At 62.4% G+C, this 13,527-nt stretch carries 11 protein-coding genes; 7 read left to right on the top strand and 4 right to left on the bottom strand.

Annotation, left to right across the window (positions count from 1 at the left end; all coding sequences use genetic code 11):
* Window positions 1–19: 19 nt before the first annotated feature.
* Window positions 20–1,441 carry an MFS transporter gene (locus tag NKH49_RS11565; RefSeq protein WP_352926121.1) on the bottom strand — a complete coding sequence of 474 codons (1,422 nt, stop codon included), beginning with the start codon at window positions 1,439–1,441 and terminating at the stop codon, window positions 20–22.
* 295 nt (window positions 1,442–1,736) lie between these two features.
* Here NKH49_RS11565 and guaB point away from each other — a divergent pair, with 295 nt between their 5' ends.
* From guaB to NKH49_RS11550, 3 genes are read left to right on the top strand one after another with little or no spacing between them, the layout of a single operon-like run.
* Window positions 1,737–3,239 (top strand): IMP dehydrogenase, encoded by a 1,503-nt coding sequence (gene guaB / locus NKH49_RS11560; protein ID WP_352458563.1) that lies wholly within the window; start codon window positions 1,737–1,739, stop codon window positions 3,237–3,239.
* A gap of 31 nt (window positions 3,240–3,270) precedes the next feature.
* A complete protein-coding gene (locus tag NKH49_RS11555; RefSeq protein ID WP_352542392.1) occupies window positions 3,271–3,810 on the top strand; it encodes a hypothetical protein in 540 nt (179 codons plus the stop codon).
* 28 nt (window positions 3,811–3,838) lie between these two features.
* Window positions 3,839–4,258 carry an MAPEG family protein gene (locus tag NKH49_RS11550; RefSeq protein ID WP_352472046.1) on the top strand — a complete coding sequence of 140 codons (420 nt, stop codon included), beginning with the start codon at window positions 3,839–3,841 and terminating at the stop codon, window positions 4,256–4,258.
* A gap of 12 nt (window positions 4,259–4,270) precedes the next feature.
* Here NKH49_RS11550 and rnd read toward each other — a convergent pair whose 3' ends face one another.
* On the bottom strand, window positions 4,271–5,422 hold the full coding sequence (rnd, locus tag NKH49_RS11545) for a ribonuclease D (protein ID WP_023674454.1): 1,152 nt from the start codon (window positions 5,420–5,422) through the stop codon (window positions 4,271–4,273).
* A 73-nt stretch (window positions 5,423–5,495) separates the two neighbouring features.
* Window positions 5,496–6,743, bottom strand: a complete 1,248-nt coding sequence (locus NKH49_RS11540; protein WP_023674455.1) for an MFS transporter — start codon at window positions 6,741–6,743, stop codon at window positions 5,496–5,498.
* Between the two features lie 388 nt (window positions 6,744–7,131).
* On the opposite strand from NKH49_RS11540, the gene NKH49_RS11535 reads away from it, so the two are divergent.
* The 4 genes from NKH49_RS11535 (at window position 7,132) to aspS (ending at window position 12,190) form a co-directional block, all read left to right on the top strand.
* Complete coding sequence (locus NKH49_RS11535; protein ID WP_352926119.1) at window positions 7,132–8,400, top strand: ABC transporter substrate-binding protein; 1,269 nt, start codon at window positions 7,132–7,134, stop codon at window positions 8,398–8,400.
* A gap of 68 nt (window positions 8,401–8,468) precedes the next feature.
* Window positions 8,469–9,341, top strand: a complete 873-nt coding sequence (locus tag NKH49_RS11530; RefSeq protein WP_352926238.1) for a carbohydrate ABC transporter permease — start codon at window positions 8,469–8,471, stop codon at window positions 9,339–9,341.
* 19 nt (window positions 9,342–9,360) lie between these two features.
* Window positions 9,361–10,185, top strand: coding sequence for a carbohydrate ABC transporter permease (locus NKH49_RS11525; protein ID WP_352472041.1), 825 nt, complete (start codon window positions 9,361–9,363; stop codon window positions 10,183–10,185).
* Between the two features lie 214 nt (window positions 10,186–10,399).
* Window positions 10,400–12,190: an aspartate--tRNA ligase gene (gene aspS, locus NKH49_RS11520; protein WP_352926237.1), complete on the top strand. Its 1,791-nt coding sequence runs from the start codon at window positions 10,400–10,402 to the stop codon at window positions 12,188–12,190.
* Between the two features lie 80 nt (window positions 12,191–12,270).
* On the opposite strand, the gene NKH49_RS11515 is transcribed toward aspS, so the two are convergent.
* On the bottom strand, window positions 12,271–13,485 hold the full coding sequence (locus NKH49_RS11515) for an aq_1923 C-terminal domain (protein WP_352926117.1): 1,215 nt from the start codon (window positions 13,483–13,485) through the stop codon (window positions 12,271–12,273).
* Between the last annotated feature and the right edge of the window lie 42 nt (window positions 13,486–13,527).

Here is a 13,527-nt window from a genome sequence, read left to right as displayed (position 1 = left end):
CGGTGGAGGGCGCCACTCCTCAACTCCCCGGCGGGCTCACCGGCTCCAGCGTCTTCGGCGGCGTCAACCGGCCATGTCCAGACACGGCATTGCCGGCGTCCGGGGCCAGCCGCATGAACGACAGCGAGGCTGCCGCCGACACCGCCGCTACGATGAAGAAGGCGGTGTGGAAGTCGCTCAGCGTCAGCGGGCCACCATGGATCTTGGTTGACACTTCCAGGATGCCGCCGGCCAGCGCCACACCGAGCGCGATCGCCAACTGCTGGAACACCGCGGTGATCGGCGTCGCCTTGCTGGTGTCGGCGGCCGAAATCTCGGCGTAGGCAAGCGCATTGATGCCGGTGAAGAACATCGAGCGGATAAAGCCCCCGGCGAGCAGCATGGCGAGGATCAGCCCGTAGGGCGTGTCGGGTGTGAACAGACCGTTGATGGCGATGGACGCGGCAGCGATGAGCGAGCCTGAAATCAGCACCCGGCGGAAGCCGGCGACCCTGAAGATCAGCGCGGTGACGAATTTCATGCCTATGGCGCCGATCGCCGAGACGAAGGTGATCATGCCGGACTGGAACGGCGTCAGCCCGAAACCGATCTGGAACATCAGCGGCAACAGGAAAGGTACGGCACCAATGCCGATGCGGAACAGTCCGCCGCCGAGCACCGACGAGCGGAACACCCGATTGCGAAACAGCTCGAGCGCCAGCAGCGGGTTCTTGGCGCGGCGCGCGTGCAGCAGGTAAAGCACCGCCGATGCCAGCCCGACGGCAACGGTGATAAAGCCGGCAACGGGCGGCAGAGCCGGCAGGCTGACCACTGACAGGCCGAACACGATGCCCGATGCCGCCAGCCCGCTCAGCACGAAACCGATGAGATCGAGCGGCGGCGTCTGCGCGGCGTCGGTCTTCGGCAGGAAACGCGTGGCCAGCCAGATGCCGATCAGCCCGATCGGCACATTGATCAGAAAAATCCAGTGCCAGGAAAAATAGGTCGTGATGAAGCCGCCGACCGGCGGGCCGACCAGGGGGCCGACCAGAGCCGGGACAGTCAGCCACGACATGGCGGCGACGAGCTCGCTTTTCGGCGTCGCGCGTACCAGCACCAGGCGTCCGACCGGCGTCATCATGGCGCCGCCAATACCTTGCAGGAAACGTGACACCACGAAAGCCGGCAGCGAATTGGACATGGCGCACGCGACCGAACCGACGATGAACACGGCGATCGCGGCACGGAAGACATTCTTGGCGCCGAAGCGGTCGGCCATCCAGCCGCTGATCGGAATGAAGATCGCCAGCGATACCAGATAGGCGGTCAGCGCCAGCTTGAGCGCGATCGGGCTGGTGTGGATGTCGATGGCGATCGCCGGCAACGATGTCGCAATGACGGTCGAATCCATATTTTCCATGAATAGAGCGACCGCCAGGATAAGCGGAATGGTGCGGTTCACGATGGATCCGGCCTTGAAATGTGCGTCGCGATTGCTTGCCGGCCCTGGGGGCCAAACCGACAGGTAGGGCGGTTATCATGGCTTGGCCCGGATGTCGCATTAATTTGCTGTCACGTTTGTGCGACCGCAAGTCTCGCAGCCCCTGGGGCAAAATGCAGCTTCGCCACTACACAACCATCGGCTTTTCAACGGCCACGGGACGTGTTACGAGCCAGCGCCAATCCTGAAAGGGAAGAAGACGAGTCGGCGCTGTCCATCCAGGGCGAGCGCCTTTCCTGCATTCCGAGGGCTGGCCATGGCAAAAATCATCGAGACGTCCACCGGCGCATTGGCGCTGACCTTTGACGACGTGCTGCTGCAGCCGGGCCATTCCGAGGTCATGCCCGGCGAGACCGACATCCGCACCCGCATCGCCGGCGACATCGACCTCAACGTGCCGATCCTGTCGGCCGCCATGGACACGGTAACCGAGGCGCGGCTCGCCATCGCCATGGCCCAGGCCGGCGGCATCGGTGTCATCCACCGCAATTTCTCGCCGGCCGAACAGGCCGAGCAGGTGCGGCAGGTGAAGAAATTCGAGTCCGGCATGGTGGTCAACCCTGTCACCATCGGTCCCGAGGCGACGCTTGCCGATGCGCTGGGTCTGATGCGCACCTACAGCATTTCGGGCATTCCGGTGGTCGAGAACGGCGGCACCGGCGGCCACACGGTCGGCCGGCTCGTCGGCATCCTGACCAACCGCGACGTCCGCTTCGCGTCCGATCCGGCGCAAAAGGTCTATGAGCTGATGACCCGCGAGAACCTGATCACGGTCAAGGAGAACGTCGATCAGGACGAGGCCAAGCGGCTGCTCCATCAGCACCGCATCGAGAAGCTTGTTGTGGTCGATCGGGACGGCAATTGCGTCGGGCTGATCACGGTCAAGGACATCGAGAAGTCGCAGCTCAACCCGCACGCCACCAAGGATGCGCAGGGGCGTTTGCGCGCCGCCGCCGCCACCAGCGTCGGCGATGACGGTTTCGAACGCGCCGAGCGCCTCATCGACGCCGGCGTCGACCTTCTCGTGATCGACACCGCGCACGGTCATTCGCAGCGCGTTCTGGATGCGGTGACGCGGGCCAAGAAACTGTCCAACTCGGTTCGCATCCTGGCCGGCAACGTCGCCACCGCGGAAGGCACCTTGGCGCTAATCGATGCCGGCGCCGACGCGGTCAAGGTCGGCATCGGACCAGGCTCCATCTGCACCACCCGCATCGTCGCCGGCGTCGGCGTGCCGCAGCTCTCGGCGATCATGTCGGCGGTCGAGACGGCGCAGAAATCCGGCGTTTCGGTCATTGCCGACGGCGGCATCAAATATTCGGGCGATCTCGCCAAGGCACTGGCCGCCGGCGCAAGTGCTGCGATGATCGGCTCGCTGCTGGCCGGCACGGACGAGAGCCCGGGCGAGGTCTATCTGCACCAGGGCCGCTCCTTCAAAGCCTATCGCGGCATGGGCTCGGTCGGCGCGATGGCGCGCGGCTCCGCCGATCGTTATTTCCAGGCCGAGGTGCGCGACACGCTGAAACTGGTCCCGGAAGGCATCGAAGGGCAGGTGCCGTACAAAGGACCTGTGTCTGGCGTGCTGCACCAGCTTGCAGGCGGCCTGAAAGCCGCTATGGGTTATGTCGGTGGCCGCGACCTTGCCGATTTCCGCGAGCGCGCCACTTTTGTGCGGATATCCAATGCCGGACTTCGTGAAAGCCACGCCCATGACGTCACGATTACCCGCGAAAGCCCGAATTATCCTGGCGGAGCCTGACCGTCATGCGTCTTGGCGCAATCTGGCGGCAATGATCCTGCGGCTGTCGCGCCACGCGGCCGCACTCTGTGTCGCCACCGTGGCGGTTTTCATCATCATGACGGCAATGGAGTTCCTCTATTTTCGCCAATTGAGCGGCGGTCTGCCGTCGCTCGACATGCGCTATGCCGGTTTCACCCCGGATGAGGGCATGGCCTGGCTAACAGCCCTCGGCCGGCGCGGCAGCGAAATTATTCTCGTCTGGCATTACCTGACCTTCGACCTGCTGTTCCCGGCGCTGCTGTCGCTGACGATGGTCAGCCTGATCCTGGCCACGGGCCGGCGGCTGAAGAATTTCCGTGCACTGCCTGCGCAAACCCAGTCGATATTCGCGGTTGTGCTGGTGCTGCCCTACCTGCTTACCGACTATGCCCAGAATATCGCCGTGGCTCGTCTTTTGTCCGATTTTCTGTCGGCCAATCCGGATTCGCTATCCTTCGCCTCGGCGCTGATCGTCACCAAATTCGCCCTACTGGCGATACCAGTGACCGTCACTGCGGCTTTCACTCTGATGGCTCAGAAACGGTCTTGAAGGCTGGGTGACAAAGACAGGGGGCATCTTGAACCAGACCGCGATCTTCTGGCCGATGCTGGCGCAGGTGCTGCTGGTCTATATCGTCTACGTCGTTATGGGCCGGCGCCGCCATGGTGCGGTCAGATCGGGCGAAGCCAAGGCCGGCCAGTTCAAGACGCGCTCGACGGAGCCTGGTTCCAGTGTCACCGTCGCCGACAATCTGAGCAACCAGTTCGAACTGCCGGTGCTTTTCTACGTCTTATGCTTGACGCTGCACGTGACCAATGGCGTCAATTATCTGACCTTGGCACTGATGTGGATCTTTGTCGTCTCCCGCTATCTTCACGCATCGGTCCACTTGACCAGCAATCAGCTGATCCTGCGCAGCAGGGCATTCTACCTGGGCGCGGTGGTTCTTGCACTTGGATGGATATGGCTAGCGCTGCATCTGCTCGGCTTGGTCTGAGCAAGCTCAAGGCTACAAATCGAACACAGCGATCTTGCGCTTGTCGAACCTGATGGCGAGTTCACCGCGCACCAGCTTGAGCGCGGCCTCGCCGAAGACGGCACGCCGCCAGCCTTGCAATGCCGGCACGTCGGCTTCCTCGCCCTCGGCAGCGATGCGGTCGATGTCGTCACTGGAGGCGAGTACCTTCGATGCGACGCCTTCCTTTTCGGCAACGATCCGCAGCAGCACCTTCAGCAACTCCGCCGCGGCGCTTGACCCCTCCGGCGGCTGGAAGCTCTTCGGCAGCTTCGGCATCTCTTCCCTGGGCAGGGCAAGGGCAGCGTTTACCGCGCCAAGCAGTGCCGTCGCCGTCGACGAGCGCTCCCAGCCCTTCGGCGTGGTACGCAGCTTGCTCAGCGCCGCAGCGTCGCGCGGCGCCTGCTGCGCCACTTCGTAGATCGCATCGTCCTTGAGCACCCGGCCGCGCGGCACGTCGCGCTCGCGCGCTTCGCGTTCGCGCCAGGCGGCCACCGCCTGCACGATCGCCAGTTCCTGCGGCTTGCGCAGCCGCATCTTGAGCCTCTTCCAGGCATCCTCGGGATGCGGATCGTAGGTCTCGCGCGAGGTCAGCACGTCCATCTCCTCGTTCAGCCAGTGGGCGCGGTTTTCCCGCACCAGCTCGGCGCTGAGATGCTTGTAGACCTCGATCAGGTGGGTGACGTCGGCGAGCGCGTAGTCGAGCTGCTTTTCGGACAGCGGACGGTGGCGCCAGTCGGTGAAGCGCGAGGACTTGTCGAGCCGCGCTCCGGTGATGCGCTGCACCAGCTGGTCGTAGGAGACGCTGTCGCCGAAGCCGCAGACCATTGCCGCGACCTGGGTGTCGAACACCGGATGCGGCACCAGATCGCCGAGATGCACGATGATTTCGATGTCCTGCCGCGCCGCATGGAAGACTTTGACGATCGCCTCGTTGGCCATCAGCCTGAAGAACGGTTTCAGGTCGATGTCGGGCGACAGCGGATCGATCAGCGCGGTCACCCCGGGCGCTGCCATCTGGATCAGGCACAGGATCGGCCAGAAGGTCGTTTCGCGAATGAATTCGGTATCGACGGTGACGAATTCCGCCTTTTCGAAGGCGGCAATAGCGGTCTCGAGTTCTTTCTGGGTGGTGATGACGTGCATCAAATCGCTTTTGGCAAGGGATAGGGTCTCTTTCAATTTCAGCCGCGCGCGCTTTCGTCAAGCGCAAGCACCTCTATCCAGGCTTTGCGGGTTCATCGGGATCGGCATTCCGCTTCGCCAGCCGGGCAAAAACCGTCGAAGTGCGCAAAAGCGCCGTAAAACGGCTGCGATGGGTGGCCGGCACGGCGGAGCGCGCCTGCATCCGGTAAAGGATGACGGCCACGAAGATCGCATAGACGGTGGCGCTGAACACGAACAGCGCGCTCGGCCCGAAAAATTGCATCACCGTCGAGGCTGCGAACGGCCCGCCGATGGCGCCGAAGGAATAAAACAGCATCAAGGCAGCGTTGATCAGCACGAACTCGCCCTTGTCGGCGCGGTCGTTGGAATGCGCCGCTGACAACGAATAGAGCGGCATGGCGAAGCAGCCGAAGATGAAGACGAGCAGGAAGTTGAGAAACGGGCTGCCGCCTGCCACGAATGCCAGCGCCAGTGCCGCCACCATCGCACAGCACGTCGTCATCAGCAGCACCGAGCGCCGGTCCCAGCGGTCGGAGAGATAGCCAAGCGGGTATTGGATGATGGCGCCGCCGAAAATGCCGACGCTGACGAAGGTGACGACGTCGGCGACCGACATGCCGATCTGCTCGGCATAGACCGGCGACAGGGTGCGGAAGGCGCTGTTTGTGACGCCGACGGCGATACAGCCGAAGCAGCCGAGCGGCGAGATCCGCCAGACGCGCGCCAAATCGAGCTTGACGTCTTCCGGCGGCGTCGGATTGGAGCGGTCGCCGAGCGAAACCGGCACCAGCGAAACGGTGATCATCATCGACATGATGGCGAAGATGGCAAAGCCGCCGGCGCCGAAGATCGGGATCAGGAACTGGGCGCCCGTCACCGAGCCGATGTCGACCATCCGGTAGATGGCAAGCACCCGCGCCCGGTCGGTGTTGGTGACGCCGGAATTCAGCCAGGCTTCCATGATGGTGAACAGGCCGGCAAAGCAGAACCCGCCGGCAAAGCGCACGGCGCACCACATCACCGGATCGATGACCAGCACCAGAAGCAGCGTTCCCGCCGAGGCGATCGCCGCGAGTGCCGAAAAGGCGCGCACATGGCCGACGGACTTCATGATGCGGGTCACGGCAAGGCAGCCGAGCAGGAAGCCGGCGAAATAGAACGTGCCCATCAGGCCGATCGAGGAAGCGGGAAAACCTTCCTGCGCACCACGCAGCGCAATCAACGTGCTCTGCAGGCCGTTGCCGCCGAGCAGGATGCCGGCGGCGATCAGGAGGGGAATCAGCGGGCGGATGGAGGACATGAAGGAAAGCCTGTCGTTGATCCTTCTTGAACCATCGGCTTCGCCAATGCCAGCGGCAATTCCCGGTGGCGTTGGGGCCAGCCGGGGGCCTTAATGCATGTCGCGCAAAAGTGCAGCGGTTTTGCGATAACGACATGTATAAAAACAAGGACCTAAAGCGCGTCGCATGAGGCCGATCGAACGCGACACGTTTTAGGTGCATTACCGCGGGAGAACTTGCGCTACCGCGTGGCGCCGGACCCTCCGTGTTGGGAACCAAGGCGTATCTTTGTAGTTCAGTGCTGGTGGGCGAATACGCGTCTTGTGAGCCGCCGGTGTGCGGAGACGGTGTCAGCATCGACGTCGTTTCTGCTGCCCGGCCTGAAGCTCCAAAGGGAGGTCCGCCATCATGAAATTTCATTCCGCATTTGCGGCATTTGCCGTGGCCGCAGTTCTGGCGGCCGGGCCGGCGCGGGCTGTCGACCTCGCCATGGTGTCAGGAGATACCGGCAACGGCCAGAGAATCCTTCGCGAGATCCTCGATCAATACGAGAAGAAGACCGGCAACAAGGTTAGCGTCGTTCCGCTGCCCCCCTCGGCGACGGACCAGTTTGGCCAATACCGGCTCTGGCTTGCCGCCGGAAGCAGCGACGTCGACGTCTATCAAACGGACATCATCTGGGCCCCCCAGCTTGCAAGGCAGTTCATCGACCTGACCGAAGCGACCAAGGATGTCGTTGGCGCCCATTTCCCATCGATCATCAAATCGCAGACCGTGGACGGCAAGCTCGTCGCCTTGCCGATATTCACCGACGCTCCGGCGCTCTACTACCGCAAGGATCTCCTCGACAAATACGGCGCCAGGGTCCCGGCCAGCTGGGCTGAACTTGCCGATACCGCCAAGCTTGTCATGGATAAGGAGCGCGCGGCCGGCAACAAGGACATGTGGGGTTTCGTTTTCCAGGGCAACGCCTATGAGGGGCTGACCTGCGATGCACTCGAATGGGTGAAGTCGAACGGCGGCGGCCAGATTATCGAGCCGGACGGCACCATCTCCATCAACAATCCGCAAGCAGCTGCGGCGCTGGAAATGGCGAGGAGCTGGGTGGGAACCATCTCACCGCCCGGCGTTCTGGCCTACCAGGAAGAAGAGTCGCGCGGAGTCTGGCAGACCGGCAACGCCGTCTTCATGCGCAACTGGCCCTACGCCTACGCGCTTGGCAACAGCGAAAGCTCCCCCATCAAAGGCAAGTTCGAGGTGACGACGCTGCCGCCGGGGTCTGGTGAGGGCGCGCACCCGGCAGCAACGCTTGGCGGCTGGAATCTCGCGGTTTCCAAATATTCGAAGAACCCGGATGCAGCGATCGAGCTGGTCAAATGGATCGCCTCGCCTCAGATGCAGAAGTACCGCGCCTTGAAGGGGGCATATCTGCCGACCATCCAGGCACTCTATGACGATGCCGACATCGCCAGCGCCCAGCCGGTGATTCCGCGCTGGAAGGAAGTCGTCCTCAACGCGGTGCCGCGTCCCTCGGCCCAAGCCAAGAGCCGGTACAATGAGGCATCGAGCGAGTTCTGGACCGCCGTCCACAACACCATTTCCGGCGAGGGCACAGCCGCCGACAACCTTGCCGATCTGGAGTTCTCCTTGACCAGGCTCAAGGGCACCGCCTGGTGACCTCGCCGCGCTCAGGCTCGCTGCTGGCGCGTCAGCGTGTGCGCTCGGCATGGCTGCTGCTTGCTCCGATGCTCATCGTGCTCGCCGCCGTTGCCGGTTGGCCGTTGATGCGCACGATCTATTTCGGCTTCACCGACGCCTCGCTCGCCGACCTCGAAGCCCGCCGCTGGGTTGGCTTCGCCAACTATTTCTCCGTCGTGCAAATGCCGAGCGGCCGCGTCGTCTATGACGGGCTGCTCGCCAATCCGGTCTGGTGGCGCGCCGTCTGGAACACGGTGCGCTTCGCGGTGATTTCGGTGACCTGCGAGACGGTGCTCGGCATGATCGTCGCGCTGGTGCTCAACGCCAGGTTTCGCGGCCGCGGTATCGTGCGCGCCGCGATCCTCATCCCTTGGGCGATCCCGACGATCGTCTCGGCGAAAATGTGGCAGTGGATGCTCAACGACCAGTTCGGCATCATCAACGACGTCCTGCTCAAGCTCGGCCTGATCAGCACCAAGATCGCCTGGACGGCCAGCGCCGACACGGCGATGGTCGCCGTCCTTGTTGTCGACATCTGGAAGGCAACCCCCTTCATGGCGCTTCTCATTCTCGCCGGCCTCCAGATGCTTCCACAAGAAATCTACGAGGTCGCCAAGCTCGACGGCGTCGGCGCGTGGAGAATTTTCTGGAAGATCACTTTGCCGCTCATCCGACCGGCGTTGATGGTGGCCATGATCTTTCGCGGTCTCGATGCCCTGCGCATCTTCGATCTGATCTACGTGCTTACGCCAAACAACATACACACCAAGTCGATGTCGGTGTTTGCCCGCGAGAGCCTGTTTGAGTTCGACAAGTTCGCTTCCGGTTCCGCCGCCTCGACGCTTCTCTTCCTTATCCTCGCTCTGCTGACCATGCTCGTTCTTTGGCTCGGCCGGATAAGACTGGACAAGGACTATTGACCATGGGGGACTACTGACCATGTGGATCGTCAAGCGCACGGCTTTCTACCTCCTCGTCGCCGTTATCGTCGTCGTCGCGGTGTTCCCGTTCTACTACGCCATCATCACCAGCCTGAAATCGGGGACGGCGCTCTTCCAGATCGACTATTGGCCGAAGACGATTACCTTCAGCAACTACAGGACCGTGTTCACCGAGGGGACCTTCCTGCGCAACCTCGTGAACTCGCTTTTCATCTCGAGCGCCGTTGTCGTCATTTCGCTGTTCCTCGGCGTCACCGCCGCCTATGCGCTGGCGCGCATCCGCTTCCGCGGCCGCTCGGCTCTGCTCCTCACTATCCTGTCCGTTTCGATGTTCCCGCAATTGGCGGTGCTTGCCGGGCTTTTCGAGCTGATCCGCATCTTCGGCCTCTACAATTCGCCGTTCGCGCTGATCTTGTCCTACATGATCTTCACCTTGCCGTTCACCGTCTGGGTGCTCACCGCCTTCGTTCGCGACCTGCCGATCGAGCTGGAGGAAGCGGCGATCCTCGATGGCGCCACGCCCTGGATCATCATCAGCCGCGTCTTCCTGCCGCTCATGTGGCCGGCGCTGGCGACCACCGGGCTTCTCGCCTTCATCGGTGCTTGGAACGAGTTCCTGTTCGCCCTGACGTTTACCTCCAGCAACGAGCAGCGAACCGTGCCGGTGGCGATCGCGCTGCTCTCCGGCAGCTCGCAGTTCGAGATCCCGTGGGGCAACATCATGGCCGCATCGGTGATCGTCACCGTGCCGCTCGTCGTCCTCGTTCTCATCTTCCAGCGCAAGATCATTTCCGGTCTCACGGCGGGCGGGGTGAAGGGGTGAGTGCATAGTTGAACTGCGGGCACAGAGCAGCGAACTCAGATTGACGCCTCGAGCATAAATTGATGCCGGTGGGAAAGGGGCGGGAAGAACGCGAACTCGACCCGGCTGCCGCTTGCCTTGACAAATGCACCCTCTCATGTGCTTTTCGCGCAAATTTTCAGGCTGGGCCATCATGCCTTGGCCGCAACCCAACATCCGGACTTTAAGAATGACAATGCATCGTTACCGCAGCCATACCTGTGCCCAATTGAGGAAGCTCGACGTCGGCTCGACCGTTCGCTTGTCGGGCTGGGTGCATCGCGTGCGCGACCATGGCGGCCTGCTGTTCATCGATTTGCGCGACCATTACGGCCTGACCCAGATCGTCGCCGATCCGGATTCGCCCGCCTTCAAGATTGCCGAGACCCTGCGCGGCGAATGGGTCGTCCGCGTCGACGGCGAGGTCAAGGCGCGCCTCGCCGACACCGTGAACCCTAATTTGCCAACCGGCGAGATCGAAGTCTTCGCGCGCGAGATCGAGGTACTGTCGGCCGCCAGGGAATTGCCCCTGCCGGTCTTCGGCGAGCCGGATTACCCAGAGGACATCCGCCTCAAATACCGCTTCCTCGACCTGCGCCGCGATACCCTGCACAAGAACATCGTCGCGCGCACCAAAATCATCGCCGAGATGCGCAAGCTGATGGGCGAGGTCGGCTTCACCGAATTCTCGACGCCGATCCTGACCGCCTCGTCGCCGGAAGGGGCGCGCGACTTTCTGGTGCCGTCGCGCATCCACCCCGGCACTTTCTATGCGCTGCCGCAGGCACCGCAGATATATAAGCAGCTGATCATGGTGTCCGGCTTCGACCGCTACTTCCAGATTGCGCCGTGCTTCCGCGACGAGGACCCGCGCGCCGACCGTCTGCCGGGTGAATTCTACCAGCTCGACGTTGAGATGAGCTTCGTCGAGCAGGAGGATGTGTTCACCACCATGGAGCCGGTGATGCGGGGGGTGTTCGAGACCTTTGCCGCCGGCAAGCCGGTGACGGAGAAGTTTCCGCGCATTGCCTATGATGTCGCCATGCGCAAATACGGCACCGACAAGCCGGACCTGCGCAACCCGATCGAGATGCAGGCCGTCTCGGATCATTTTCGCGGCTCTGGCTTCAAGGTATTTGCCAACATCCTTGCCAACGATCCGAAGGCCGAGGTCTGGGCCATTCCGGCCAAGACCGGCGGGTCGCGCGCCTTCTGCGACCGCATGAACTCATGGGCGCAAGGCGAGGGCCAGCCCGGCCTCGGCTACATCTTCTGGCGCAAGGAGGGCGAGAAGCTTGAAGGCGCCGGGCCGCTGGCCAAGAACATCGGCGAGGAGCGCACCGAGGCGATCCGACAACAACTCGGCCTCGCCGATGGCGATGCCGCCTTCTTCGTCGCCGGTGATCCGAAGAAGTTCGTCTCCTTCGCGGGAGCGGCGCGCAGCCGCGCCGGCGAGGAGCTCAATCTTGTCGACCGCGACCGCTTCGAATTGTGCTGGATCGTCGACTTCCCGTTCTTCGAATGGAACGAGGAGGAGAAGAAGATCGACTTCGCGCACAATCCTTTCTCGATGCCACAAGGCGGCATCGATGCGCTTAACGGCGAGGATCTGCTCGGCATCAAGGCGTTCCAGTACGACATGGTCTGTAACGGTTTCGAGATCGCCTCCGGCGGCATCCGCAACCATCTGCCCGAAACCATGGTCAAGGCGTTCGAAACCGTCGGGCTGGACCGCGCGACGGTCGAAGAGCGCTTCGGCGGCCTTTATCGCGCCTTCCAGTATGGCGCGCCGCCGCATGGCGGCATGGCGGCCGGCATCGACCGCGTCGTCATGCTTCTGGTCGGCGCCAGGAACCTGCGCGAAGTGACTATGTTCCCGATGAACCAGCAGGCCCACGACCTGTTGATGAGCGCGCCGTCGGAAGCCAGCCCGCAGCAGCTTCGCGAATTGTCGCTGCGCGTGGTGGCGACGAAGAAAGAGGTTTAAAAAACGCTCCGAACCGGTGCTGTTGATTCATAAAAAAGCCCGGCATCGCTGCCGGGCTTTTTGCTTGAAGCCTGTCTCGGTCAGTCTTCGTTTGCCGTAACCGTCACGCCGAGCGTTTTCGGCAGGTCGAGCGGGTTGGACATGGCGCCCGCCATGATCAGCGCGAACGGCACCGCTGCCGGCGGCTCGGCTGAGACCTCGATGCTTTGCGGATCGTCGAGGAACTTGTTGACCGCGGCCGAAACCTGCGCGGTCAGTTCCGGATTGTTGAGCTGCGCCATGCCGAAGGGCACGATCGCCTTGGCCTGGTTGGCGATGTCCTTGCCGGACATGCCTTGCTGCTTGCCGGCATAATCGAGCACCTTTTTGGTCAACGAATCGTCGTCGAAGCGGATCGAGGCGCTGTTGAACGAAAGCTGCTGCAGCAGCCCGAGCATGGCCATGCCTTGCGCCGAATTGTCCGCGCCTTCGGGCTGCGCTGCCATCTTCTTCTGCATCTCCTGCAGTGATTTGATGACGTCCAGCGTGTAGCCGCCGAGATCGAAGGTCATGCCGAGCGTGCCGGCATTGCCGACCGATATTTCGTATTTCGACAAGTCCATCCTGCCGTCGGTAGGCTGCCAGGTGCCTTCCATCTCAAGATTGCCTGTTATGTTCTGGTAGCCGAGTGCGTTGATGACTTCCTTGGATTTCGGATCTTCGACCAGGGTCAGGTCGGCAGCGAATTTTTCCGTAGTGCCGGAAAACGCCATGGCCTTGCCGTCGGCCGGCGGCGTGATTGCGATGGCAAGCCCGTCCATCGAGAAAGCAGTTTTGTCAGCCACTTTGACTGTCATGTTGTCGAGCTCGGCCGATTTGTACATCATCAGCGAGCCCAGCGGACCGGTTGCGCCTTCGGCCGGAACCGTCATGTCGTGGATGACGAAGGGGCTGAGATTGAGCGTGACGCCATCTTCGCTGTGTTCGAACGGCGACGTCGATACGGTCGCGATTTGATAGCCGCCATTGGCTTCGGTCACACCTTCGAGCTTGACGTCGCCGATCTTGAGCGCCTCCTTTTCGGCCGCCGGTTTGACCGCTACGCCTTGCAGAATCATGCTGGAGGTGTCGCCGGTTACTCCGGTCCAGGAGAGGTCGACACCCTGCGCGGCGAGGGCAGCCTTCAGCCGGTCGGCGACCGCGGTATCCTGCGCGAATGCCGCATTCAGCGGCAGCGTCAGCAAAAAGGTCGAAAAAGCCAGTCTCTTAACAAGTGTCGAGTGTCTTTTAATAAGTGTCGAGTGTCTGATCGTCATCGAGAGCTCCCCTGAGAGTGTCCTGAAATTCTTTTCAAATCG

This window comes from Mesorhizobium sp. M1088 (assembly GCF_040318575.1).
GTDB lineage: Bacteria > Pseudomonadota > Alphaproteobacteria > Rhizobiales > Rhizobiaceae > Mesorhizobium.
The sequence above is the reverse complement of the archived record's forward strand: the minus strand, read 5'-3'. Positions and strand labels throughout refer to the sequence as shown.

Coding starts and splice junctions, on each gene's coding strand:
- guaB (WP_352458563.1), top strand. CDS start 1,737: ATGGCAAAAATCATCGAGACGTCCACCGGCGCATTGGCGCTGACCTTT.
- NKH49_RS11555 (WP_352542392.1), top strand. CDS start 3,271: ATGATCCTGCGGCTGTCGCGCCACGCGGCCGCACTCTGTGTCGCCACC.
- rnd (WP_023674454.1), bottom strand. CDS start 5,422: ATGCACGTCATCACCACCCAGAAAGAACTCGAGACCGCTATTGCCGCC.
- NKH49_RS11540 (WP_023674455.1), bottom strand. CDS start 6,743: ATGTCCTCCATCCGCCCGCTGATTCCCCTCCTGATCGCCGCCGGCATC.
- NKH49_RS11535 (WP_352926119.1), top strand. CDS start 7,132: ATGAAATTTCATTCCGCATTTGCGGCATTTGCCGTGGCCGCAGTTCTG.
- NKH49_RS11530 (WP_352926238.1), top strand. CDS start 8,469: ATGCTCATCGTGCTCGCCGCCGTTGCCGGTTGGCCGTTGATGCGCACG.
- NKH49_RS11525 (WP_352472041.1), top strand. CDS start 9,361: ATGTGGATCGTCAAGCGCACGGCTTTCTACCTCCTCGTCGCCGTTATC.
- aspS (WP_352926237.1), top strand. CDS start 10,400: ATGCATCGTTACCGCAGCCATACCTGTGCCCAATTGAGGAAGCTCGAC.
- NKH49_RS11515 (WP_352926117.1), bottom strand. CDS start 13,485: ATGACGATCAGACACTCGACACTTATTAAAAGACACTCGACACTTGTT.